Genomic DNA, 21,547 nt, shown 5'->3' with positions numbered 1-21,547 from the left:
GTCTGCGACGAACCGTTTCCGCCGTGTCGCACATTTCGGTCACGCGCGCGTGGACGCCAACTCGATCACCGTGATGTCCGACGGCGCGCCCACGCGCGTGGGCGGACCCCAGGCGCCCGCGCCCCGGCTGACGTACAACTGCGTGTCGCCGTAGCGGTCCAGGCCCGCGACGGTCGGATTCGCGGCCGCCGCGATGAAGTTGCCGGGCCAGAGCTGGCCGCCGTGGGTGTGGCCGGAGAGCTGGAGGTCGACGTCGTGCTTGACGGCCTCGTGGATCTGGACGGGCTGGTGGGCGAGGAGCACACACGCGCGTGCCGTGTCCCGGTCGCCGAGCGCCCTGGTGAAGTCGGGGCCGTGGCCCTCGCTCTCGCCCGCGATGTCGTTGACCCCGGCGAGGTCGAACCAGGGGAGTTCGGTGCGGGCGTTCTCCAGGGGGTGCAGACCGAGCCGCCGCACCTCCTCGACCCATTGTTCGGCGCCGGAGAAGTACTCGTGATTGCCGGTGACGAAGTACGAGGGCGCGTTGAGCTGACGCAGCGGGGCCGCGGCCGGGCCCAGGTCCTTCACGCTGCCGTCCACCAGGTCGCCGACGACCGCGACGATGTCGGGCTGCGTGGAGTTGATCGTGTCCACGACCTGCTGGGCGAAGCCGCGGCCGAGGATCGGGCCCAGGTGGATGTCGCTCACCACGGCGATGCGATAACCGTGCGCCGCACGCGGAAGCTTGGCCAACGGCACGGTGACTCGCTTCACGCGCGGGCCGCGGAGGACTCCGTAGGTGCCGTAGCCGACGGTCGCGACGGCGGCCGTGGCGGCGGCGCCGGCGACCACTCGGGAGACGAAGAGGCGGCGGGAGGGGGTTGGGGTGGGTGCGGATTCCGGGGTGGGCGCGGATTCCGGGGCGGGCGCGGGCTCGTGGGTGGTGCGCGCCGGCGTGTGATTCGCTTCACGCGCCGGAGCCGACGGCGCGCCCGCCGGCACCGGCTCCGTGTGCGATACGGCCGTGGCGGTGCGCGCCCGCCGTTCCAAAACGCGCCGCAGCAGGGGGCGTACGACCTCTCCCGCCACCACCGCGATCAGCAGGTAGATCGACAGCGCGAGCCACAGGAAGCCCGGCCAGGCCAGGGTCTGCTGGAGCCAGAACGGTGCGCCCGCGCGTTCGGCGACCAGGGCGCCGACCGCCGCCACCCAGCCGCCCGCGATCAGCACCGCGCCCGCGCGGCGGGCGAGGCCGGGGCGCCGGGTGGTATCGCGGAACAGGCGGCGCCAGAGGTACCAGTTGGCGGCCACCAGGATGCCGAGCGCGAGCAGCGCGAAGAGGATGACCACCGTGCCGTGAACCCCCGCTGTCGGTTCCGTCGCCGTCCGGTTTGTTGCCGTACGGCCGGTTATGAAGTGCGGCGCAAAGCGCGCAGGCCGCGCAACCCGATGCTCCCGACGACCGTCCCCAATACGAAGGAGACGACGGCGAGCGTCAGATGCACCCAGAAGAACGCTGTCGGGTGCCCGTCGTCGAAGGCCTGCCCGCTGCTGTCCTTGACAAGGTTTTTGACGAAAGTGACCCAGATGACCCAGCTCCACACCCCGAAGGCGAGCAGGAACCAGGAGACGGGGCGGCTGAGCTTCATGCCTTCAGTATCGCCGTCGCGGTTCCGGTCCCGTGCCCGGGGTGGGGTGCCAGGCGCGACTTCACACCGCGTGGCATGTACGTTCTCGTCCGTGTCCGCACCCAAGAAGACCGTCAGGCGATCCCTGCTGGTCACCTCAGCCGCCCTGTCGTCGCTCGCGCTGACCGCGCCCGCAGCCCTCGCGGCCCCCAGTCCCTCGACGAGCCCCTCCGCGAGCCCTTCGGCCACTCCCCCGGCGAACATGTCCAGCGTGGGCGGCACGCGCCTGGGGCAGCCGGGCACGCAGGTCGACCTGGGCAGCGGCGCCCCGGTGATCCCCAAGGACATCACCGCGCGCTCCTGGATCGTCGCCGACGCCGAGTCGGGCGAGGTGCTCGCCGCGCACAACGCGCACTGGCGGCTGCCCCCGGCGAGCACGATGAAGATGCTGTTCGCGGACACCGTGCTGCCCAGGTTCCCGAAGACCGAGAAGCACAAGGTCGTCCCCTCGGACCTGGCCGGCATGGGCTCCGGCTCCAGCATGGTCGGGATAAAGGAAGGCGAGACGTACACGGTCCACGACCTGTGGCTCGGCGTCTTCCTGCGCTCCGGCAACGACGCCGTGCACGTGCTCGCGGCCATGAACGGTGGCGTCGACAACACCGTCAAGGCGATGAACGAGCACGCCGAGGAGCTCCAGGCCCTCGACACCAACGTGGTCACGCCCGACGGCTACGACGCTCCCCGGCAGGTCTCGTCGGCGTACGACCTGACGCTGTTCGCCCGCTCCGGGCTCCAGAAGAAGGACTTCCGCGAGTACTGCTCGACGGTCAGCGCCAAGTTCCCCGGCGAGACGAAGAAGGGCAAGAAGGGGAAGTCGGTCCGGGAGTCGTTCGAGATCCAGAACACCAACCGACTGCTGAGCGGCGACTCCGACGTGCCCGTCTACCAGGGCATCGCGGGCGTCAAGAACGGCAACACGACCAACGCGGGCGCGACCTTCACCGGTGTCGCCGAGCGCAATGGCAAGGTGCTGCTCGTCACCGTCATGAACCCGTCGAAGGACGAGCACAACGAGGTCTACAAGGAGACCGCCAAGCTCTTCGACTGGGGCTTCCAGGCGGCCGGCAAGGCGCGTGCGGTGGGTGAGCTGGTGCCGCCGAAGAGCGCCACGCAGGCGAGCGCCCAGCCGGGGGCCAACGCCTCGGCGGGCCAGGCGGGCGGCGCGGACTCCTCGGCCTCGCCGAGGACGAAGGCCGCGGCCGGGACGGCCTCCGGCGGCATGGGGGTCGCGTTGGCGATCACCGGTGGGCTGCTGGTGCTGCTGGCGGCCGCCGCGTTCCTGGTCAACCGCCGCTGGCCGCTGCCCGACCTGGTACGTCGTCGTCCTCGTCCCTGACCTTGCGGATGACGCCCTCCCGGTCCTCGCGCTCCTCCTCCCGGAGTTCCTGCTCCTTGCTCTGCGTCGCCGTCCAGGCGGCGCAGAACAGGACCAGCTTCGAGGTGAAGTTGATCCACAGCAGCAGCGCCACGGGGACGCCGAAGGCGCCGTACATGCTCTTCGCGGCGACACCCTGCATATAGCCGCTCAGCAGCGTCTTGAGCAGTTCGAAGCCGACCGCGCCGATCAGCGCGGCGACCATCAGGCGGCGGCGCTGCGGTTCGACGCCGGGCAGCAGGGTGAGGACGTACAGGAGCAGCAGGAAGTCGGCGAACACGGCGACGGCGAACGCCGCGACGTACAACAGCATCCCGCCCCAGCCGCCCTTGTCGATGCCGAGCTGCTCGGTGATCCAGCCGACCATCGCGGAGGCGACCGTGGAGGCGGCGAGGGTGACGAGGACGGCGCCGCCGAGGCCGACGAGGATGCCGAGGTCCTTCGCCTTGCGCAGGACCGGGTTCTCCTCCTGGTCGGGCAGCTCCCACACCGACCGCAGGCACTCGCGCATGGAGCCGGCCCAACCGATGCCGGTGACCAGCAGTGCGAGGCCTGCGATGAGGCCGACGGTGCCCGCGTTCTGGACCAGGTTGTGGATGTCCAGCTGGTCCGAGATGCCGGGCACCTGCTCGGCGATCTTGTCCTGCAGATCGTCCTGCTGCTGCTTGCTGAGCGTGGCCGCGGCGATCGCGGCGGCCACGGTGAGCAGCGGGAACAGCGCGATGAAGCTGATGAAGGTCATCGCGGCCGCCAGCCGCGACCACTTCACCCGGTCGAGCCGTTCGTACGATCGCCACGCGTGCGTGGTCGTCAGGCGCGCCACCAGCGGCCCGACGACGGGGAGCTTTTTCAGCCAGTCCATGATCCGACTCTGCCCTAGGTACGGAAGACCAATGTGCGAGTACCCCAAAAGCGCAGCACTGTGGCGAGCGCCATACCGATTCCGGCCCCGGATACGGTGTCCGCACGTTGCGAGGTGAGCCCGAGACCGTAGTGGCTCACGGCCAGGCAGAGTAGTTGTACGACGGCTCCGGCGACGTTCACCGCGAAGAACACGGCATAGGGGCGCAGGCCTTGCACGCGCGCGTGCCGGTAGGTACCGAGCGCGTTCCCCGCGTACGCCACCGAGCAGCCCGCGACGAAGGAGAGCACCTTGGCGGTGATCGGGTCGAGGCCGGCCGGTCCGCGCAGGTAGGTGAAGAGGGCGAGGTCGACGGCGTAGGCGAGGAGTCCGACGGTGGCGAAGCCGACCAGCTCGGCTCGGCGCGGGGAACTCGCGCACGCGCGCGTGGCCGCCGGTTCGCCTCGGCTCGCGCACGCGCGTGTGCTCACCAATTCGCCACCGCCAGGCCGTACATCGCGAGCCAGACCAGGCCGATGAGGGCGAGGGCGCGGTCGCGCAGGACGACGTCCTCGGGCTCGCCCGCGGTGCCGCGGTCGGCGAAGACGGCGTATCTGAGGATCGCGAGGATGAAGGCGACCATGGACAGCTGGCGCCAGGGCAGCACGCTGGTGTGCGGGACGCCGCCCTCCTCGAGGGCCCACAGGCAGTAGCCGAGGACGGCGACGCCGGCCGCGAGCTGCCACACGAAGCGCAGGTACCCGGTGGTGTACTCGGTGAGCAGCGCGCGCGTGGCGCCCGCTTTCCCGGCCATCTGCACGGCCTCGGAGTAGCGCTTGGCCGACACCATGAACAGCGCGCCGAACCCGGTCGTGATCAGGAACCAGCGGGAGAGCGGGATCCCCAGGGCGAGCCCGCCGATCACCGCCCGCATCAGGAACCCGGTGGTGACGACCACGAGGTCGACGACCAGGACGTGCTTGAGGCTGACGCAGTAGGCGAGTTGCATGCCGAGGTACGCCGTCAGGAGCGCCGCGACGGCCGGCGAGACCAGCCAGGCCGCGGCGACCGGCGCGAGCACGCCGAGGGCGCCTCCGACGGCGTACGCGACGGGTACGGGCACGTGTCCCGCGGCCACCGGGCGGTGCCGCTTGGTGGGGTGCGCGCGGTCGGCCTCGGCGTCCCGGGCGTCGTTGATCAGGTAGACGGCGGCGGCGCAGGCGGTGAACAGCGTGAAGACCAGCGCGAGTTGGATACCGGCGTGCCGTGAGAAGAGCTGGCCGGCGGCGGCCGGGGCGGCGACGACCAGGAGGTTCTTGACCCACTGTTTGGGGCGCGCGGTTCTGAGCAGGCCGCGCAGGAGGGCGCCGAGGCCGCCGAACGGGCCGCGGGGGCATTTGAGGTGGGGTGGTGCGGGGCTCCGGTGGGGCGTGCGTTGTTCGAGAAGCGCCGTTTCCTGAGTGCGCACGCTGCTCGTGAGGGGCGCTGTCTCAGTCATGCGCGCCCCCTGCCATCCAGCGCGACCCGGCGCGCGCCGTGAGCGCCCCGAGGGCCGCGCCCGCCGCCACGTCCGAGGGGTAGTGGACGCCCACGACCAGGCGCGAGAGGCACATCGCGACGGCGAGCGGCGGGATCGCGTGGGCGCCGAGCGCCCCGTAAGCGACAGCGGCGGCCGCGGCGGAGGTCGCGTGCGAGCTCGGGAAGGAGTGCCGGCCGGCGGTGCGCACGAGGGGTTCGACGTGCGCCGGGCGCGGACGGCGCACCACCCTTTTCACGCCCATGCTCACGAGGTGCGCGCCCGCGGTGAGCGCCGTGCCGCGCAACCAGGCACCGCGGCGCGCGCCGTCCACGGCGGCTCCCGCGAGGCCCGCCGCGAGCCACAGCGCACCGTGCTCGCCGGCCCGGGAGAGGGCGCGTGCGGCACCGGCGACACGCGGGTCGCTGCCGTACGCGCGGAACACGGAAAGGATTCGGCGGTCCATATGGTCCATGTCATCCATGTCGTCCATGTGGACTCACTGTTCACGTCAACACCGCCGGAACTCCGGCAATATTGAGCGACATCCCATTAATCACCCATTTCGGGGAGAGCATTCACGTTTCAAAACTAATCGGTCACACATGGGCGATACGGTCACCTTCATGCCTTCCGACACCGCTCCCGTGACCGTCACCGGATGGGGCCGCACCGCGCCCACCGCGGCCCGTCTGATCCGCCCACGGACCTACGAGGAGGCCGCGGCCGCGGTCCGGGGCTGCGGGGCCCGCGGTGGCATCCCCAGGGGCCTGGGACGGGCGTACGGGGACGCGGCGCAGAACGCCGGCGGGGCGGTGCTCGACATGACGGGCCTGGACCGCGTCCACGCGATCGACGCCGACGGTGGCACCGTGCTGTGCGACGCGGGCGTCTCCCTGCACCGGCTGATGGAAGTGCTGCTGCCGCTGGGCTGGTTCGTGCCGGTGACGCCAGGCACGCGCTATGTGACCGTCGGCGGCGCGATCGGCGCGGACATCCACGGCAAGAACCACCATGTGTCCGGCTCCTTCTCGCGCCACGTCCTGTCGCTCGAACTCCTCACCGCCGACGGCGAGATCCGCACGGTGAGCCGCGGCACGCCCCTCTTCGACGCGACCTCGGGCGGCATGGGCCTGACCGGCGTGATCCTCACGGCCACCATCAGGTTGCTGCCGGTCGAGACGTCCTTGATGTCGGTCGACACGGAGCGCGCGACGGACCTCGACGACCTGATGACGCGTCTGACGGCATCCGACCACCGCTACCGCTACTCGGTCGCCTGGATCGACCTCCTGGCGCGCGGCACGGCGACGGGCCGCGCGGTCCTCACCCGCGGCGACCACGCGCCCCTGGACGCGCTGCCCGCACGCGCGCGTAGAACACCGTTGGATTTCCGGACCCCCCAGTTCCCGGCCGCCCCCGCCGTCTTCCCTGACGGCCTCCTCAGCCGCACGACCGTGGGCCTCTTCAACGAGCTCTGGTACCGGAAGGCACCACGCGCGCGTACCGGCCAACTTCAGAAGATCGCCACCTTCTTCCACCCCCTGGACGGCGTGCCCCACTGGAACCGCGTCTACGGCCGCGGCGGCTTCGTGCAGTACCAGTTCGTCGTCGGACACGGCCAGGAGGACACCCTGCGCCGGATCGTGCGGCGCATCTCCGAGCACCGCTGCCCGTCCTTCCTGGCCGTCCTCAAGCGCTTCGGGGAGGCCGATCCCGGCTGGCTCTCCTTCCCCGTGCCCGGCTGGACCCTCGCCCTGGACATCCCGGCCGGCCTGCCCGGTCTCGGCGGCTTCCTCGACGAGCTCGACGAGGAGGTCGCGACGGCGGGCGGGCGCGTCTACCTCGCCAAGGACTCCCGCCTGCGCCCCGAACTCCTCGCCGCGATGTACCCCCGCCTCGACGACTTCCGCACCCTGCGCGCCGGACTCGACCCGCGCTCGGTGTTCACCTCGGACCTGTCCCGCCGTCTCGCCCTCTAGGAGCTGCTGTCGTGAAGGACGCCTTCGGTCTCCCCCAGTCCCTGCTCGTCCTCGGCGGTACGTCCGAGATCGCGCTGGCCACCGCCCGCCGCCTGATCGCGCGCCGCACGCGCGTGGTGTGGCTCGCGGGCCGTCCCTCGCCCGCCCTGGAGCAGGCCGCGGAGCAACTGCGCGGCTGCGGCGCGGACGTGCACACCGTCGGCTTCGACGCGCTCGACCCGCACTCCCACGAGACCGCGCTCGGCAAGGTCTTCGCGGAGGGCGACATCGACATGGTGCTGCTCGCCTTCGGGATCCTCGGCGACCAGGCGACCGACGAGCGCGAACCGGCCGCCGCGGTGCGGGTCGCGCAGACCAACTACACGGGCGCGGTGTCGGCGGGCCTGGTGAGCGCACGCGCGTTGCAGGCGCAGGGGCACGGCTCGCTGGTGGTGCTCTCCTCCGTCGCCGCCGAGCGGGCCCGTCGCAGCAACTTCATCTACGGCTCCAGCAAGGCGGGCCTGGACGCCTTCGCGCAGGGCCTGGGCGACGCGCTGCACGGCACGGGCGTGCACGTGATGGTCGTACGCCCCGGGTTCGTACGCTCCAAGATGACCGCGGGTCTCCCGGAAGCACCGCTCGCGACGACTCCGGAGGCGGTCGCCACGGCCGTGGAACTGGGGCTGCGACGGCGCTCGGAGACGGTGTGGGTGCCGGGCGCGCTGCGCGTGGTGATGTCGGCGCTGCGGCACGTCCCGCGCGGGGTGTTCCGGCGGCTGCCGATCTAAGGGGGCGGTTTCCGGACGAGCTCGGTGTCCGGAGCCTGAGCCGCTAACGGCTGCCGATGGTGCCGCGCTCCGCGTGGCCGAGCTGCGGCGGCACCACGGTGCCTCCGAAGGCGTACTCGCGCAGCTTGCGCCACACGCCGTCCTCGCCCTGCTCGTACAGCGCGAAGCCGGTGCACGGCCAGTCCGCCGCGTAGTCGGCGAGTTCCTCGAAGGCGCGGTCCATCGACTCCTCGTCGATGCCGTGCGCGACGGTGACGTGCGGGTGGTACGGGAACGCCAGTTCACGTGCCACCGGCCCGGAGGCGTCGCGGACCTGCTTCTGCAGCCAGGTACAGGCCTCGGCGCCCTCCACGACCCGCACGAAGACGACGGGCGACAGGGGCCGGAAGGTCCCGGTGCCCGACAGCCGCATCGGGAACGGGCGACCGGCCGCGGCGACCTCGGTCAGGTGGGCCTCGATGGCCGGCAGGTCGGCGCCGTCGACCTCCGTCGGCGGCAGCAGGGTCACGTGCGTGGGGATGCCGTGAGCAGCGGCGTCGCCGAAGCCCGCGCGCAGCTGCTGGAGCTGGCCGCCCTGTGGCTCCGGGACCGCGATCGACACGCCGATCGTTACGGTCCCCACGTCGTCTCCTGTCGTCGTGACGGATTTGTTCCCGGCCGTCGGCTATCGACTGTAAGGCCACGGCTGTGTTGCGGGCAGGCGCAACCATAGTGATGTGCAGCGCTCTGCCCGGTGGTACGTGTGTGTGAGGGTGCGCGTCAGTGCTTGGCGGGGAGGAAACCCACCCGCTCGTAGGCCTGCGAGAGGGTCTCCGCGGCCACGGCGCGGGCCTTCTCGGCCCCCTTGGCCAGAATCGAGTCCAGCGTCTCCGAGTCGTCCAGGTACTGCTGGGTGCGCTCCTTGAAGGGCGTCACGAACTCGACCATGACCTCGGCGAGGTCCGTCTTGAGCGCGCCGTACATCTTGCCCTCGTACTCGCGCTCCAGGTCGGCGATCGGCTTGCCGGTGAGGGTCGAGTAGATGGTGAGCAGGTTGCTGACGCCCGGTTTGTTCTCGGCGTCGTAGCGGATGACGGTGTCGGTGTCGGTGACCGCGCTCTTGACCTTCTTGGCGGTGGCCTTGGGGTCGTCGAGGAGGTTGATGAGGCCCTTCGGCGTGGATGCCGACTTGCTCATCTTGATCGACGGGTCCTGGAGGTCGTAGATCTTCGCCGTCTCCTTGAGGATGTACGGCTTCGGGATCGTGAAGGTCTCGCCGAAGCGGCCGTTGAAGCGCTCGGCGAGGTCGCGGGTCAGCTCGATGTGCTGGCGCTGGTCCTCGCCGACCGGCACCTCGTTGGCCTGGTAGAGCAGGATGTCCGCGACCTGGAGGATCGGGTACGTGAACAGGCCGACGCTGGCCCGGTCCGCGCCCTGCTTGGCGGACTTGTCCTTGAACTGGGTCATGCGGGAGGCCTCGCCGAAGCCGGTGAGGCAGTTCATGACCCAGGCGAGCTGGGCGTGCTCGGGGACGTGGCTCTGGACGAAGAGCGTGCAGCGCTCCGGGTCGAGTCCGGCGGCGAGCAGCTGGGCGGTGGCGAGCCGGGTGTTGGCCCGCAGCTCCGCCGGGTCCTGCGGGACCGTGATCGCGTGCAGGTCGACGACCATGTAGAACGCGTCGTGGGTCTCCTGGAGGGCCACCCACTGGCGGACGGCGCCGAGGTAGTTGCCGAGGTGGAACGAGCCTGCGGTGGGCTGGATTCCGGAGAGCACGCGGGGACGGTCTGAAGCCATGTTCACCATTCTCTCAGGTGTCAGGGCCCGATCCGGAACTGGTCGGAAACAGATGGGAACCGATCTCTCCTCCGCGGTGTAACAAGAGTGTGAGAACGCGGGAGGGGGGCCGCATCGTCGATGAGGCCGCGGTGATCGCACGCGTACGGGCCGGGGAGCCGGAGGCGTACGCGGAGCTGGTGCGGGCCCATACGGGCATCGCGCTCAGGGCGGCCGCGGCGCTCGGGGCGGGTGCGGACGCGGAGGACGTGGTGCAGCAGGCCTTCGTGAAGGCGTACTGCGCGCTGGGCAGATTCCGGGACGGCGCGGCCTTCAAGCCGTGGCTGCTGTCGATCGTCGCCAATGAGACGAGGAACACAGTGCGGACGGCGGCCCGGCAGCGCACGCTCGCCGGCCGGGAGGCGGCCTTCGTGGAGGCGGAGCCGCTGATACCGGAATCTGCGGACCCGGCGGTGGCGACGCTGGAGACGGAGCGTCGCGCAGCCCTTCTGTCCGCCCTGGACAAGCTGAGCGAGGAGCACCGCCTGGTCGTCACCTACCGCTATCTCCTGGAGATGGACGAAGCCGAGACGGCCCAGGCCCTGGGCTGGCCCCGCGGCACGGTCAAGTCCCGCCTCAACCGCGCCCTGCGGAAGCTGGGCCGACTACTGCCGGATTTCGAGCCTCGGGAAGGGGGTGATGAGCGTGAGTGAGGGACGGGAGTCCTACGACGATGAGGGGGGCCGTGGCCCGAGGGGCGCCGGTGGCCGGGGACCGCGCGGGCGTGGTGGTGGCCGGGGTCCGGGATCGCGGGGACGCGCGCGTGGGCGGGGGCCCGAGGGTGCGTCCCGGCTGCCGGAGGAGCTGAAGGCACTGGGCCGCTCGCTGGACTCGGCCGACCGTTCCAGCGGCTCCGAGACGATGGTCGAGCGGGTGCTGGGCCAGATACTGGCCGAGCAGCTGCCGGTCCCGAAGGCCGAGCCGCGGGGCGCCCGCGAGAGACTGCGGGCGGTCCGGCGCTGGACACGCGTCCGATGGCGCTCGCTGACCGCGGCGCTGTGCGGTCTGCTGACGGTGCTCGCGCTCACGCCCCCGGTGCGGGCGGCGGTGATCGACTGGTTCGACTTCGGTGGGGTCGAGGTGCGGTACGACCCGTCGGCGGTGCCCTCGCCCGGCGCCGAGGTGCCCGGCTGTGGCAGGTCCGTGTCACTCGGGCAGGCCGAGCACCGGGCCGGGTTCGAGCCGCTGGTGCCGGACGCGCTGGGCGCCCCGGACACGGTGACGGTCACCGGCGAGCCGCAGGGGCGGTTCCTGGTCAGCCTGTGCTGGCGCGAGGGCGGGCACACGGTCCGGCTGGACGAGTTCCCCGCCTGGCTGGACGTCGGTTTCGCCAAGACGCCGCCGGACCCTCCGGAGTGGCTGGAGCTGGGCGGGAAGCCGGCCGCGGACGGCCTCCAGGAGTACGCCCTGTGGTTCCCGCGCCCGCACCTGCTGAGCTTCTGGCTGGTGGATGCGGACGGGCACCACTTCACCCGCAAGGAGCGGACCGCGGGGCCGACGCTGCTGTGGACCCACCGGACCGGCGAGACCCAGGTGACGCTGCGGTTGGAGGGGGTTGCGTCGAAGGCGCGTGCCGTGCAAATCGCCAAGTCGCTGGAGGAGCCGACCGGTCCCCCCGGTCCGTCCGGGAAGTCCCCCGACTAGTTCGCGGAGAGTGGGAACCCCGGCGGGTCGGGCGGTGTACCAGAAGTGACACGCGGCTCGCGGACGGGCCGCAGGGGACGACTGGTTGGGGGACACGATGCGTGGATGGAGGCGCAGGGTTCATGAACTGGCCGCGCTGACCGGGGCGTTGACGGCGACACTGGCGCTGATGGTGTGGGGCGCGTCGTCGGCGTCGGCGGGCGGACCGACGAGCGTGCTGGTGACCTCGCCGTCGAGCGGGGAGGCCAACGCGTTGTACTACTCCGACAAGGAGTACGAGGAGCTGGAGCAACTGCTCGGCCCGCCTGACACCGGCACCCGGGAGGAGCCTCCTGGGACCGACCTGACCAACGCCCGCCAGATAAACGTCACTTGGCTGGCGCACGACATATCGCCATGGCGGATGGACCGGGTCTTCCCAGGCGAGTCGGCATCCGGGGCGGTCTGGATCCATACGGCGGCAGGCGTGCCGGACAGCATGAACGGCTACTGGCACCGGGCCGACCATCCCACCGAGCTGCGCACCCTGCTCAAGAAGCTGGGCGTGATGGGGAAGGCGGCCAAGGGCGAAGGCCACTCGGGGATCTTTCCGGCGCCTTGGGAGTCGGACGGGGTTGACGCAGACGCCGGGACTGCCTCGGTTGCGGTCGGCGCGGCCCCGCCGGACGGCGGCACGGCCTGGTGGGCCAACTGGTGGTGGACGCTGCCCGGCGCGGCGACCGGGGCGGCACTGGCGCTGGTGCTGCGGCCGTACGCGTCGCGGGTGCGGACCGGCGGGTGGCGGCGGACGCGGGTGGGCGAGCCGAGGCAGGAGTTGCGGGACGTATGAGGGGCGGTTGGTGGGGAGGGGGACGGATGAGGCGTCGGCGGGGGCCTGCCCTGGAGGGGGGCGACTGGTGAGGAGGGGACGGATGAGCCGTCGGAGGGGGCCTGCCCTGGAGGGGGCGGGCGGCGGAGGGGTGCGGGTGAAGGTCGCCTGTTTGGTGCCGGCGGTGGTGGTGGTTGGGGTGTGCGGGATGTCGGTCGCGTGCGGGGGCGGGGTCGGGCGGCCGGTGGACGGAGTGGGTGTTGCGGGTCTTGCGGGGGACGGGAGCGTGATCGTTGCGGGGCGCTCGGAGGACGGTGCGATCGCTGCCGGGTGGCTCTCGGGTGCGCAGGCCGTGGCCAGGCCGACGCCGGTTTCGTCGCCGACTCGGGATGTGCCCGATCTGGCGATGATCGTCGCGGGCGGCACCGGGCGGACGGCGGTGCTGAAGTCCGGTGAGCCGGCCTTCGTCCGGTTGCGGCAGCTGTTGCGGCCGTCCTTCACCGGGACGGAGCGGGTGCCGGAGGCGTGGACCGAGGGACGTTATCCGCCGGTGGCCTTCACCGTGGTCTGGGGGCTGACGGGGGTCGGGGGCTGGCCGCAGACGAACCGGGCGCCGGGGGGTGACGTGGCCGTCGAGCGGCAGGACCAGTTGTTCGTGGCGGCGGACGGGACGCCCTGGATACGCAGCGATCCCGCGCCGGACGTGCCGGACGACGACATCCGCTGGCATCGGGCGCCACGCTCGGTGTTCGTGCAGCTGGAGCGGGAGAAGGTGCTGGTCGGGCTGGGTGAAGGAGCGGCTGCGGCTGGAGGCGGCGGGGGCGGAGACGGCGACGGGCGCGCTGCCGGGCAGGCCGCGGGACGGGTTGGCGGAGGCCACGGCAGCGTCTGGTGGGCGGCACCGGGACTGGCCGTGGGGGTCGTGGTCGGGGTCGGCGGCGGTCTGCTGATACGCCGCGCGGCGGACCGGCCGGGTGCCGGACCGCCGCGGGAGGAGCCACGACAGGAACTCATCGATCTTTGAGGAGCCGACCCGTGAAGGCGGACCTGTGAAAGCCGACCTGTGAGAACGGATCTGTAATAGCCGACGAGTGAAAGCAGACCGACGAGGGCGGACCTGCAAGAGCCGCCGACCTGCAAGAGCCGATCTTTGACAACTCAAGAGGGAGCGTGGGCGGCCAGGGCTGGGCCGGGGTCAGCCCAGGTCGATCTCCGGGTAGAGCGGGAAGCCGGCCACCAGGTCGGTCGCGCGGCGGGAGATCTCGTCCGCGATCTTCGGGTCGAGGATGTGCTGGGCCTTGGAGGGGGCGCCCGACTTGGTGGTGCCCGGCTCGGCGGTGGTCAGGACGCGGTCGATGAGGCCGGCGACCTCGTCCATCTCGGCGGTGCCCAGACCACGCGTGGTCAGAGCGGGGGTGCCGATGCGGATACCCGAGGTGTACCAGGCGCCGTTCGGGTCGGCGGGGATGGCGTTGCGGTTGGTGACGATGCCGGAGTCGAGGAGCGCGGCCTCGGCCTGGCGGCCGGTGAGGCCGTAGGAGGTGGCGACGTCGATCAGGTTGAGGTGGTTGTCGGTGCCGCCGGTGACCAGGGTCGCGCCGCGGCGCATCAGGCCTTCCGCGAGCGCCCGGGAGTTGTCGACGATGCGCTGGGCGTAGTCCTGGAAGGAGGGCTGACGCGCCTCGGCAAGGGCAACGGCCTTGGCGGCCATGACGTGCGGGAGCGGGCCGCCGAGAACCATCGGGCATCCGCGGTCGACCTGGTCCTTGAGCGAGTCGTCGCACAGGACCATGCCGCCGCGCGGGCCACGCAGCGACTTGTGGGTGGTGGTGGTGACGATCTGGGCGTGCGGGACCGGGTCGAAGTCGCCGGTCAGCACCTTGCCCGCGACCAGGCCGGCGAAGTGCGCCATGTCGACCATGAGGGTCGCCCCGACCTCGTCGGCGATCTCGCGCATGATGCGGAAGTTCACCAGGCGGGGGTAGGCGGAGTAACCGGCGACGATGATCAGCGGCTTGAAGTCGCGGGCGGAGGTGCGCAGGGCTTCGTAGTCGATGAGGCCGGTGGCCGGGTCGGTGCCGTAGGAGCGCTGGTCGAACATCTTGCCGGAGATGTTCGGGCGGAAGCCGTGGGTGAGGTGGCCGCCGGCGTCCAGGGACATGCCGAGCATGCGCTGGTTGCCGAAGGCCTGGCGCAGCTCGGCCCAGTCGGCCTCGGAGAGGTCGTTGACCTGGCGGACGCCGGTCTTCTCCAGGAAGGGGGCCTCGACGCGGTCGGCGAGGACCGACCAGAAGGCGACGAGGTTGGCGTCGATGCCGGAGTGCGGCTGGACGTAGGCGTGGCGGGCGCCGAAGAGCTCCTTGGCGTGCTCGGCGGCGAGGGACTCGACGGTGTCGACGTTGCGGCAGCCGGCGTAGAAGCGGCGGCCGATGGTGCCCTCGGCGTACTTGTCGCTGAACCAGTTGCCCATCGCGAGGAGGGTGGCCGGGGAGGCGTAGTTCTCGGAGGCGATCAGCTTGAGCATCTCGCGCTGGTCGTGGACCTCCTGGCCGATGGCGTCGGCGACCCGGGGCTCGACGGCGCGGATCACGTCGAGGGCGGCGCGGAAGGCGGTGGACTCGGTGGAGAGGGGCTGCTGCTCTGACATGTCTTCGGCCTCCGGACGGCGTGGCTTGAAGCGTTCACGGTTCACGGTTGGCCCAGGCGCACGGCACTCGCTCACACACAGGCCGCTCCCCGATGGTCCGTCCCATCCCAGCGCGCCAGTCACGGCCCGCCGGTCAGCCTACCGGGCGCGTCGAAGAGCCGAGGTCCCGCGTCCACCATGCGAGCGACGATAGGAAGGGGGCCATCCTCAGCACTCGGCACCACCTGGAGATCCCGTGACCACTACGGAGACACTCATCGCCGCCGCCGAAGCGCACAGCGCGCACAACTACCACCCGCTGCCCGTGGTCGTCGCCTCCGCCGACGGGGCCTGGATGACGGATGTGGAGGGGAGGCGGTATCTGGACCTGCTGGCCGGTTACTCGGCGCTCAACTTCGGCCATCGCAACCGGCGGCTGGTGGAGGCGGCGAAGGCGCAGCTGGAGCGGGTGACGCTGACGTCGCGGGCGTTCCACCACGACCGGTACGCGGTGTTCTGCGAGCGGCTCGCCGAGCTGTGCGGCATGGAGATGGTACTGCCGGTGAACACGGGCGCCGAGGCGGTGGAGACCGCGGTGAAGACGGCCCGGAAGTGGGGGTACACGGTCAAGGGCGTGCCCTCGGAGATGGCGAAGATCGTGGTCGCGGGCAACAATTTCCACGGCCGTACGACGACGCTGATCAGCTTCTCCACCGACGCGGAGGCGCGGGCGGACTTCGGGCCCTACACGCCGGGCTTCGAGATCGTGCCGTACGGGGACATGACGGCGATGCGGTCGGCGGTCACGGAGAACACCGTGGCCGTGCTGCTGGAGCCGATCCAGGGCGAGGCGAGGGTGCTGGTGCCGCCGGCCGGTTATCTGCCGGCGGTGCGGGAGCTGACGCGGGAGCGGAACGTGCTGTTCGTCGCCGACGAGATCCAGTCGGGGCTGGGGCGGACGGGAAAGACCTTCGCGTGCGAGCACGAGGGTGTGGTGCCGGATGTGTATGTGCTCGGGAAGGCGCTGGGCGGCGGGATCGTGCCGGTGTCGGCGGTGGTGTCGAGCGCCGAGGTGCTCGGGGTGTTCCGGCCCGGAGAACACGGGTCGACGTTCGGCGGCAATCCGCTGGCCTGTGCGGTGGCGCTGGAGGTGATCGCCATGCTGCGGACGGGCGAGTTCCAGGCGCGGTCCGCGGAGCTGGGCGAGCATCTGCACCGGGAGTTGGGGGCGTTGGCCGGCACGGGGCGGGTGACGGCGGTGCGCGGACGGGGGTTGTGGGCGGGCGTCGACATCGCCCCGCGGTACGGGACGGGGCGGGAGGTGTCCGAGAAGCTGATGGATCGCGGAGTACTGGTCAAGGACACGCATGGGTCGACGGTACGGATCGCGCCGCCGCTGGTGATCGGAAAGGAGGACCTGGACTGGGGGCTCGGTCAACTGCGGGCGGTTCTGGGGGTGTAGGCCGCGCCGGGGGTGAGGTCACAGTGGCTTTCGACCCCATGCGGTGACCATGAAGTTGGGGAGGCAGAAGGTTCCTTGCCGCTCCGTCAGCGCCATGACCTCGTCGACGTCCCGGGCGCTGACCTGGCCGGTCTCCAACAGGCGTGGGCGCAACCTGCGCAGGGTGAGACCCATGAACTCGGCGGCGCCGCCGGCCAGGACCGGGGTGTGGGTCCGTCGAGGTCGAAGGCGCCGTCGGGGAGGGAGTCCGCAAGGAGGTCGTGCCGCCGTACGGTCAGGTTGGGCATGCCGTGGTCGAGGGCGAACCGTGGGTCGAGGCGATCGCCAGCACCCGGCCGCCGGTACCGACCCGCTGAGCCAGCCAGCGGGCGATGCTGCCGGCTCCGCAGCCCACCTCCAGGCACTGCCATCCCTCCGCGACACCGAGTTCGGCGAGCCGGTGCCGGGACTGGCCGTCGTAGACGTCCTCCAAAGCGCGTAGTCGAGCGTGCTCGTCCTTCCACGACTGGTCGAAGATGTACCCGTCGTCCACCGGTCGGTGCTCATCGCGTCACATAGGGCGAACATTCTGTCGAACAACAGCCCTTCGTTCAGGCTGCTCAGGCTGCTCAGGCCGTCAGCGGATCACATGGGGCAGGAAGCGCGCGTACTCATCCGTGATCAGGCCCGACGACTCGCGAATGCCCAGGCCGGCGGACTCGTCCTCGACGACCCAGGCTCCGAGGACGACGTGGTTGCCGTCGAAGTCGGGCAGAGGGGCCAACTCCTGGTAGCAGCACGGTTCTTGGCGTGCCGCCGACTCGGTACCCGGTTCGTGGACCGTCACCCCCGCGCCCTCGCGGCCCAGCAGCGGCTTGGCGACGTAACCCGTCGTCGTCGCCAGTTCGCGTGGGCCGTCGAGGTAGGAAGGGAGCAGGTTCGGGTGGTTCGGGTACAGGTCCCAGAGGACGGCGAGCAGGGCCTTGTTGCTGAGGAGCATCTTCCAGGCCGGCTCGATCCAGAGGGTGGTGCCGGTGCCGCCGCCGTTGTCGAGGGTGTCGAGGACGTGGCCGGCGAATGTGTCGGTGGTGAGCCACTCCCAGGGGTAGAGCTTGAAGCAGCTGCGGATGAAGCGGAGTTGGTTGTCGACGAAGCGGCCGGAGAGGTGGTCCCAGCCGATCTCCTCCATCGAGATCCAGTCGGTGTCCAGGCCGGCCTGTTCGGCGGTCTCCTTGAGGTAGGCGACCGTCATCAGGTCCTCGCCGAGTTCGTCGTCCGAGGAGTGCGCGAAGTAGAGGGGGCTGCCCGGCGGGAGGAGGGCGGACTGTTTCTTCCAGGCGGCGATCAGGCGTTCGTGGAGGGAGTTCCACTGGTCGGCGCCCGGGAAGCGTTCCTCCATCCAGAACCACTGGGGTGAGGCGGCCTCGACCAGGGAGGTGGGGGTGTCGGCGTTGTACTCCAGCAGCTTCGCCGGGCCCGTACCGTCGTAGCGGAGGTCGAAACGGCCGTAGAGGGACGGGAGTTCGTCTCGCCGGCGCCAGGCCTCGGCGACCGCTTCGGCGATGCGCGGGTCTTTGATGCCGAGGTCGGCGAAGCGGCCGGTGGTGACGATGTGGTCGGCGGCCGCGAGGCACATGGCGTGAAGTTCCTCGACGACCTCCTCCAGGGCCTCCACCTCGGGGAGCGTGAAGGAGTAGTACGCACTCTCGTCCCAGTAGGGGCGCAGGGAGCCGTCGGGGTGGCGGGTGAGCGGGTAGACCAGGCCCTGCGCCTCGACGGTCTGCTGCCAGCCGGGGCGGGGCGTGATGGTGTGGCGTTCCATGGTGGTGCTGGCTCTGTTCCGGGGTGTTGGCTCTGGTCCGCGCTATCGGCTCTGTTCCGGGGTCCTGGTTCAGCCGCCGGAGCTGCCCTTGCCGCTGCCGAAGCCGCCGCGGGAGACTCCGTGGCCGCCGGTGGAGCCGCCGGAACCGCTGGAGGCCTTGCGGGGCTTGGTGAAGGAGCCGCCGTCGACCCAGTCGCCGCTCTTCTCGCCCTCGTAGTACCAGGCGCCGTTCACCGAGGACTTGGCGGACTTGCAGTTCTTGTCGGCGACGAGCTTGTAGCCCTTGGCGAGGTTGTAGCTGTCGCGGTCCACGCAGCGCTTGTCCGGGTCGTCGGAGGAACAGGCCGTGAGGGCGGCGGCGAGGAGGCCCATGCCGCCGAGGACGACCGTGCCCGAGCGAAGTTGTCCGCGTGCGTCCGCCATGTTCGTGTCTCCCCGTTGGTGTTGCCGGTGGTGTTGCCGTGTGCGATGTGCGGCGGCCAGCCTAAAGATCGGTGTGAGCTCCGGCGCAGGCACCCCGGCCCAAGCGCCCCTCCCCTACAGTCGCTTTGTGATCTTTGGGATGGTGTGCGCGCTCGGGGCGGCGGTCTGCTTCGGTACGGCGACGGTGTTGCAGGCGGTCGCCGCGCGGGCGGCGAGCACGGGTGAGGGCGGGGACGCAGCGCTATTGCTGCGGGCGGTGCGGCAGTGGCGGTATCTGGCCGGGTTGGCGCTGGACGGACTGGGGTTCCTGTTCCAGATCGTCGCGTTGCGGTCGATCCCCATCTACGCGGTCGGGGCGGCACTCGCCTCCAGCCTGGCGGTGACGGCCGTGGCGGCGGCGCGGCTGCTGCGGGTGCGGCTCAGCCGGAACGAATGGGTTGCGGTCGGCATCGTGTGCGCCGGGCTCGCGATGCTGGGGCTGGCGTCCGGGGGTGAGGGGGATCAGGAGGGGTCGACGGCGCTGAAGTACGCGATGCTCGCGATCGCCGTGGCGGTGCTGCTGCTCGGGCTGGTGGGCGGCCGGTGGTCCGGGCGGGGGCGGGACCTGGTGCTCGGGCTGGGGGCCGGTTTCGGGTTCGGGGTGGTGGAGGTGTCGGTACGGCTCATCGACTCGCTCGCGCCCTCGGACCTGCTCACCAACCCGGCGACGTACGCACTGCTGCTCGGCGGAGGCGCCGCGTTCCTGCTGCTGACGTCGGCCCTCCAGCGCGGCTCGGTGACCACGGCCACGGCCGGCATGGTGATCGGCGAGACGATCGGCCCGGCGGCGGTCGGAGTGGTGTGGCTCGGCGACCGCACCCGGGAGGGGCTGACCTGGCTGGCGGTGCTGGGGTTCGCGGTCGGCGTGGCGGGAGCTCTGGCGCTGGCGCGGTTCGGAGAGGCGCCGGCGGAGGAGGCGGAGGAGGCGCCGGCCGAGGAGGCGTGAGTGCCGTAGGACGTGGACACCGCTGCGGGCACCGGCTTGGGGCAGCGGCCTGACCGGCGCCACCCAGGGCCAACGCCACCCAGGGCCAGCGCCACCTCGGGCCGGCGCCATCGCGGCCTCGCCCCGCCCCCCCTCCTCACCCCATGACCCTCACCACACGGCCCCACCACCCCGCCCCACCGCCCCGCCCCACGGCCCTCACCACGCGGCCCACCACCCCATGGCCCTCAGCCCATAGCCCCAACAATGCCGTCCCACAACCGCACCCGTGCCTCCAGCGCCAGCTCCGCCGTCTCCACCGCCTCCTTCCAGCGGATGTCGTCCGTGCCGCAGAGGTCGGCGACCATCTGGAGGGCCATGGGGGTGTGTTGTTCGCCGTCGACCTCTATGTGGCGGGCGAGGTAGTCGCAGAAGAGGGTGAAGCGGTCGGTGCCCTCGTTCTTGATGACCTGGTCGAACATGTCGGGGATCAGGTCCTCGCGGGAGAAGGCGAAAGCGGCGGCGCGGCAGTGCAGGGGGCGGTCCTCGATGATGGCGAAGGTGGTGCGGACGAACTCGTTGGCGGGGGCCGGGACCTGGGCGCCGCGCAGGGCCGCCGGGACGCCGTGGCCCTCGACGAGGAGGGCGAGGAAGGTGTCGATGCGGGTGGTGTCGGCGCCCGCCTCCTCCATGCCGGCCCGGTAGAGCTCGAAGTGGCTGGTGAAGCCGCCGTTGAGTTCGTCGCTCTCCTCGACCAGCACGATGTCGTTGATGAGCCGCCGGGCGACCTCCGAGCCGCGCGGGACCCAGGGGACGTCGACACAGGTCAGTTCGCGTTGCAACGACTTGAGCAGGGACATGAAGTCCCAGACCGCGAAGACGTGGTGGGCCATGAACGTGGCCAGGTCGGCGCCGCTGTTCATCCGGCGGTAAATGGGATGTGCGGTCACCTCTTTCCGTGCGGATTCGATCACGGAACGGGCCTGGTCGATTCCCTCGTGACTCATATCCCAGTCGTACCTGGACATGATTCTCCTTGATGATTCGAGGTCGGGGGAAATCGATACTGCGACTTCAGTCAACGCCCGGCAAGCGCTTCACCGAAATTCGGAGAAGTTACCTTCAGTACCGCTCGAAAAACCACTCGACAGACTACGCCAAGGCAACCGAAAGGCTGATAAAGAGTCACGATACGGACAGCCGAAAAAACTTCGTTGAAGTTTTGAACGTGATGTGGAGGCTTTGCGTACTGGACGACGTGACCAGCAATCCCGTCACTGTCACCGTGGCCTATCAGGTGCTGTCGGACCGCGAGGCCGACTTCCACTCGTGGGGGTGGGCCATGCTCGGCGCGAGTTCGCGGCAGCCGGGCTTCCTGGGGGGTGGCGTCCTTGTCGACCGAGAGGCGGAGTGGCATGTGGTCTATCGCTTCGCCAGCGAGGGGACGGCCCAGGCCTGGGAGGACTCGGCCGATCGGGCACAGTGGGAGGCCCGGACGTCGGGGTTCGCCCGGCAGACGGAGCGCAGGAGCGTGCGGGGCTCCAAGGTGTGGTTCGACTCCCAGACCACGGCGCCCAGGGCGCCGGCACCGCCGCCGAAATGGAAACTGTGGTTCATCAACATGAGCGCGGTATTTCCGCCGGTGCTCCTGTTCAACCTGATCGTCATTCCCTATCTCGGCGGACTGAATCCGCTCGTCCGCACGCTGCTCTTATGCCTGTGCGTCACGGCCCTCGTCACCTGGATTCTCATGCCGCGGCTCCAGCGTTTCTTCAAGAAATGGCTGTATCCGCCGCTGCAGGCGCTGCGCGGACGGCACAAAAGACGGACCGCATAGGCCCGGAACGAACCGAGGG

At 70.8% G+C, this 21,547-nt stretch carries 24 protein-coding genes and 1 riboswitch; of the genes, 10 read left to right on the top strand and 14 right to left on the bottom strand.

Features of this window, described 5'->3' with window-relative positions:
* Positions 1–39 precede the first annotated feature (39 nt).
* Positions 40–1,329 carry a metallophosphoesterase gene (locus ACQEWB_RS29740; protein WP_432836303.1) on the bottom strand — a complete coding sequence of 430 codons (1,290 nt, stop codon included), beginning with the start codon at positions 1,327–1,329 and terminating at the stop codon, positions 40–42.
* A 59-nt stretch (positions 1,330–1,388) separates the two neighbouring features.
* A complete protein-coding gene (locus ACQEWB_RS29735) occupies positions 1,389–1,628 on the bottom strand; it encodes an SCO4848 family membrane protein (protein ID WP_432836301.1) in 240 nt (79 codons plus the stop codon).
* Positions 1,629–1,719: 91 nt separating this feature from the next.
* Between ACQEWB_RS29735 and ACQEWB_RS29730 the strand changes: the two genes are divergently transcribed.
* Positions 1,720–3,006, top strand: coding sequence for a D-alanyl-D-alanine carboxypeptidase family protein (locus ACQEWB_RS29730; RefSeq protein ID WP_432836299.1), 1,287 nt, complete (start codon positions 1,720–1,722; stop codon positions 3,004–3,006).
* Here the strand turns inward: ACQEWB_RS29730 and ACQEWB_RS29725 are convergent.
* The 4 genes from ACQEWB_RS29725 to ACQEWB_RS29710 form a co-directional block, all read right to left on the bottom strand.
* Complete coding sequence (locus tag ACQEWB_RS29725; RefSeq protein ID WP_432836297.1) at positions 2,954–3,907, bottom strand: YihY/virulence factor BrkB family protein; 954 nt, start codon at positions 3,905–3,907, stop codon at positions 2,954–2,956. The two genes, ACQEWB_RS29730 and ACQEWB_RS29725, sit on opposite strands and share 53 nt — an antisense overlap.
* A 14-nt stretch (positions 3,908–3,921) precedes the next feature.
* Positions 3,922–4,299: a GtrA family protein gene (locus ACQEWB_RS29720; RefSeq protein ID WP_432844069.1), complete on the bottom strand. Its 378-nt coding sequence runs from the start codon at positions 4,297–4,299 to the stop codon at positions 3,922–3,924.
* Between the two features lie 74 nt (positions 4,300–4,373).
* Entirely contained in the window at positions 4,374–5,384 is a 1,011-nt protein-coding gene (locus ACQEWB_RS29715; protein ID WP_432836295.1) for a decaprenyl-phosphate phosphoribosyltransferase, read from the bottom strand.
* The gene (locus ACQEWB_RS29710) at positions 5,377–5,895 is read right to left on the bottom strand and encodes a phosphatase PAP2 family protein (RefSeq protein WP_432836293.1); all 519 of its coding nucleotides are present in this window, start codon (positions 5,893–5,895) and stop codon (positions 5,377–5,379) included. The genes ACQEWB_RS29715 and ACQEWB_RS29710 overlap by 8 nt, the downstream gene beginning before the upstream one ends.
* A 133-nt stretch (positions 5,896–6,028) precedes the next feature.
* Here ACQEWB_RS29710 and ACQEWB_RS29705 point away from each other — a divergent pair, with 133 nt between their 5' ends.
* Together ACQEWB_RS29705 and ACQEWB_RS29700 are read left to right on the top strand one after the other, a co-directional pair.
* Positions 6,029–7,384 (top strand): FAD-binding protein, encoded by a 1,356-nt coding sequence (locus ACQEWB_RS29705; RefSeq protein WP_432836291.1) that lies wholly within the window; start codon positions 6,029–6,031, stop codon positions 7,382–7,384.
* An 11-nt stretch (positions 7,385–7,395) separates the two neighbouring features.
* Complete coding sequence (locus ACQEWB_RS29700) at positions 7,396–8,151, top strand: decaprenylphospho-beta-D-erythro-pentofuranosid-2-ulose 2-reductase (RefSeq protein WP_432836289.1); 756 nt, start codon at positions 7,396–7,398, stop codon at positions 8,149–8,151.
* Positions 8,152–8,194: 43 nt separating this feature from the next.
* Here the strand turns inward: ACQEWB_RS29700 and ACQEWB_RS29695 are convergent, their stop codons facing one another.
* Positions 8,195–8,773 (bottom strand): 2'-5' RNA ligase family protein, encoded by a 579-nt coding sequence (locus ACQEWB_RS29695; protein ID WP_432836287.1) that lies wholly within the window; start codon positions 8,771–8,773, stop codon positions 8,195–8,197.
* 137 nt (positions 8,774–8,910) lie between these two features.
* Positions 8,911–9,924 carry a tryptophan--tRNA ligase gene (gene trpS, locus ACQEWB_RS29690; RefSeq protein ID WP_432836285.1) on the bottom strand — a complete coding sequence of 338 codons (1,014 nt, stop codon included), beginning with the start codon at positions 9,922–9,924 and terminating at the stop codon, positions 8,911–8,913.
* 131 nt (positions 9,925–10,055) lie between these two features.
* Here trpS and ACQEWB_RS29685 point away from each other — a divergent pair, with 131 nt between their 5' ends.
* From ACQEWB_RS29685 to ACQEWB_RS29670, 4 genes are all read left to right on the top strand, one after another.
* On the top strand, positions 10,056–10,616 hold the full coding sequence (locus tag ACQEWB_RS29685) for an RNA polymerase sigma factor (protein WP_432836283.1): 561 nt from the start codon (positions 10,056–10,058) through the stop codon (positions 10,614–10,616).
* A complete protein-coding gene (locus ACQEWB_RS29680; protein ID WP_432836281.1) occupies positions 10,603–11,607 on the top strand; it encodes a hypothetical protein in 1,005 nt (334 codons plus the stop codon). The genes ACQEWB_RS29685 and ACQEWB_RS29680 overlap by 14 nt, the downstream gene beginning before the upstream one ends.
* A 97-nt stretch (positions 11,608–11,704) precedes the next feature.
* On the top strand, positions 11,705–12,436 hold the full coding sequence (locus tag ACQEWB_RS29675; protein ID WP_432836279.1) for a hypothetical protein: 732 nt from the start codon (positions 11,705–11,707) through the stop codon (positions 12,434–12,436).
* Positions 12,437–12,821: 385 nt separating this feature from the next.
* A complete protein-coding gene (locus tag ACQEWB_RS29670; protein ID WP_432844067.1) occupies positions 12,822–13,439 on the top strand; it encodes a hypothetical protein in 618 nt (205 codons plus the stop codon).
* A 171-nt stretch (positions 13,440–13,610) separates the two neighbouring features.
* On the opposite strand, the gene ACQEWB_RS29665 is transcribed toward ACQEWB_RS29670, so the two are convergent.
* Positions 13,611–15,062: a glycine hydroxymethyltransferase gene (locus tag ACQEWB_RS29665; RefSeq protein ID WP_432836277.1), complete on the bottom strand. Its 1,452-nt coding sequence runs from the start codon at positions 15,060–15,062 to the stop codon at positions 13,611–13,613.
* A 43-nt stretch (positions 15,063–15,105) separates the two neighbouring features.
* Positions 15,106–15,195, bottom strand: a riboswitch (ZMP/ZTP riboswitch).
* A 102-nt stretch (positions 15,196–15,297) separates the two neighbouring features.
* Between ACQEWB_RS29665 and rocD the strand changes: the two genes are divergently transcribed.
* Entirely contained in the window at positions 15,298–16,503 is a 1,206-nt protein-coding gene (rocD, locus tag ACQEWB_RS29660) for an ornithine--oxo-acid transaminase (protein ID WP_432836275.1), read from the top strand.
* An 18-nt stretch (positions 16,504–16,521) separates the two neighbouring features.
* On the opposite strand, the gene ACQEWB_RS29655 is transcribed toward rocD, so the two are convergent.
* The 4 genes from ACQEWB_RS29655 to ACQEWB_RS29640 all read right to left on the bottom strand — a co-directional run bounded on the left by ACQEWB_RS29655 (position 16,522) and on the right by ACQEWB_RS29640 (position 18,727).
* A complete protein-coding gene (locus ACQEWB_RS29655; RefSeq protein WP_432836273.1) occupies positions 16,522–16,677 on the bottom strand; it encodes a hypothetical protein in 156 nt (51 codons plus the stop codon).
* Positions 16,678–16,777: 100 nt separating this feature from the next.
* Complete coding sequence (locus ACQEWB_RS29650; protein WP_432836271.1) at positions 16,778–17,035, bottom strand: class I SAM-dependent methyltransferase; 258 nt, start codon at positions 17,033–17,035, stop codon at positions 16,778–16,780.
* An 84-nt stretch (positions 17,036–17,119) separates the two neighbouring features.
* Complete coding sequence (locus tag ACQEWB_RS29645; protein ID WP_432836269.1) at positions 17,120–18,304, bottom strand: glutathionylspermidine synthase family protein; 1,185 nt, start codon at positions 18,302–18,304, stop codon at positions 17,120–17,122.
* A gap of 69 nt (positions 18,305–18,373) precedes the next feature.
* On the bottom strand, positions 18,374–18,727 hold the full coding sequence (locus ACQEWB_RS29640) for a hypothetical protein (protein ID WP_432836267.1): 354 nt from the start codon (positions 18,725–18,727) through the stop codon (positions 18,374–18,376).
* A 139-nt stretch (positions 18,728–18,866) separates the two neighbouring features.
* On the opposite strand from ACQEWB_RS29640, the gene ACQEWB_RS29635 reads away from it, so the two are divergent.
* A complete protein-coding gene (locus ACQEWB_RS29635; protein ID WP_432844065.1) occupies positions 18,867–19,712 on the top strand; it encodes a DMT family transporter in 846 nt (281 codons plus the stop codon).
* 227 nt (positions 19,713–19,939) lie between these two features.
* Here the strand turns inward: ACQEWB_RS29635 and ACQEWB_RS29630 are convergent, their stop codons facing one another.
* Entirely contained in the window at positions 19,940–20,698 is a 759-nt protein-coding gene (locus ACQEWB_RS29630; RefSeq protein ID WP_432836265.1) for a DUF3050 domain-containing protein, read from the bottom strand.
* 224 nt (positions 20,699–20,922) lie between these two features.
* Here ACQEWB_RS29630 and ACQEWB_RS29625 point away from each other — a divergent pair, with 224 nt between their 5' ends.
* Entirely contained in the window at positions 20,923–21,528 is a 606-nt protein-coding gene (locus tag ACQEWB_RS29625) for a hypothetical protein (protein ID WP_432844063.1), read from the top strand.
* Positions 21,529–21,547: the final 19 nt, after the last annotated feature.

This window comes from Streptomyces sp. CA-249302, assembly GCF_050936785.1.
In the GTDB taxonomy this organism is placed as follows: Bacteria; Actinomycetota; Actinomycetes; order Streptomycetales; family Streptomycetaceae; genus Streptomyces.
This window is presented reverse-complemented; position numbering and strand designations above follow the sequence as displayed.

What these genes read in the sequence shown, in the direction of transcription:
- ACQEWB_RS29630 (WP_432836265.1), bottom strand. Translation starts at nt 20,698, where the DNA reads ATGAGTCACGAGGGAATCGACCAGGCCCGTTCCGTGATCGAATCCGCA.
- ACQEWB_RS29710 (WP_432836293.1), bottom strand. Translation starts at nt 5,895, where the DNA reads ATGGACGACATGGATGACATGGACCATATGGACCGCCGAATCCTTTCC.
- ACQEWB_RS29645 (WP_432836269.1), bottom strand. Translation starts at nt 18,304, where the DNA reads ATGGAACGCCACACCATCACGCCCCGCCCCGGCTGGCAGCAGACCGTC.
- ACQEWB_RS29625 (WP_432844063.1), top strand. Translation starts at nt 20,923, where the DNA reads ATGTGGAGGCTTTGCGTACTGGACGACGTGACCAGCAATCCCGTCACT.
- ACQEWB_RS29640 (WP_432836267.1), bottom strand. Translation starts at nt 18,727, where the DNA reads ATGGCGGACGCACGCGGACAACTTCGCTCGGGCACGGTCGTCCTCGGC.
- ACQEWB_RS29665 (WP_432836277.1), bottom strand. Translation starts at nt 15,062, where the DNA reads ATGTCAGAGCAGCAGCCCCTCTCCACCGAGTCCACCGCCTTCCGCGCC.
- trpS (WP_432836285.1), bottom strand. Translation starts at nt 9,924, where the DNA reads ATGGCTTCAGACCGTCCCCGCGTGCTCTCCGGAATCCAGCCCACCGCA.
- ACQEWB_RS29635 (WP_432844065.1), top strand. Translation starts at nt 18,867, where the DNA reads ATGGTGTGCGCGCTCGGGGCGGCGGTCTGCTTCGGTACGGCGACGGTG.
- ACQEWB_RS29715 (WP_432836295.1), bottom strand. Translation starts at nt 5,384, where the DNA reads ATGACTGAGACAGCGCCCCTCACGAGCAGCGTGCGCACTCAGGAAACG.
- ACQEWB_RS29725 (WP_432836297.1), bottom strand. Translation starts at nt 3,907, where the DNA reads ATGGACTGGCTGAAAAAGCTCCCCGTCGTCGGGCCGCTGGTGGCGCGC.
- ACQEWB_RS29680 (WP_432836281.1), top strand. Translation starts at nt 10,603, where the DNA reads ATGAGCGTGAGTGAGGGACGGGAGTCCTACGACGATGAGGGGGGCCGT.
- ACQEWB_RS29670 (WP_432844067.1), top strand. Translation starts at nt 12,822, where the DNA reads ATGATCGTCGCGGGCGGCACCGGGCGGACGGCGGTGCTGAAGTCCGGT.
- ACQEWB_RS29705 (WP_432836291.1), top strand. Translation starts at nt 6,029, where the DNA reads ATGCCTTCCGACACCGCTCCCGTGACCGTCACCGGATGGGGCCGCACC.
- ACQEWB_RS29735 (WP_432836301.1), bottom strand. Translation starts at nt 1,628, where the DNA reads ATGAAGCTCAGCCGCCCCGTCTCCTGGTTCCTGCTCGCCTTCGGGGTG.
- ACQEWB_RS29675 (WP_432836279.1), top strand. Translation starts at nt 11,705, where the DNA reads ATGCGTGGATGGAGGCGCAGGGTTCATGAACTGGCCGCGCTGACCGGG.
- ACQEWB_RS29655 (WP_432836273.1), bottom strand. Translation starts at nt 16,677, where the DNA reads ATGGGTCTCACCCTGCGCAGGTTGCGCCCACGCCTGTTGGAGACCGGC.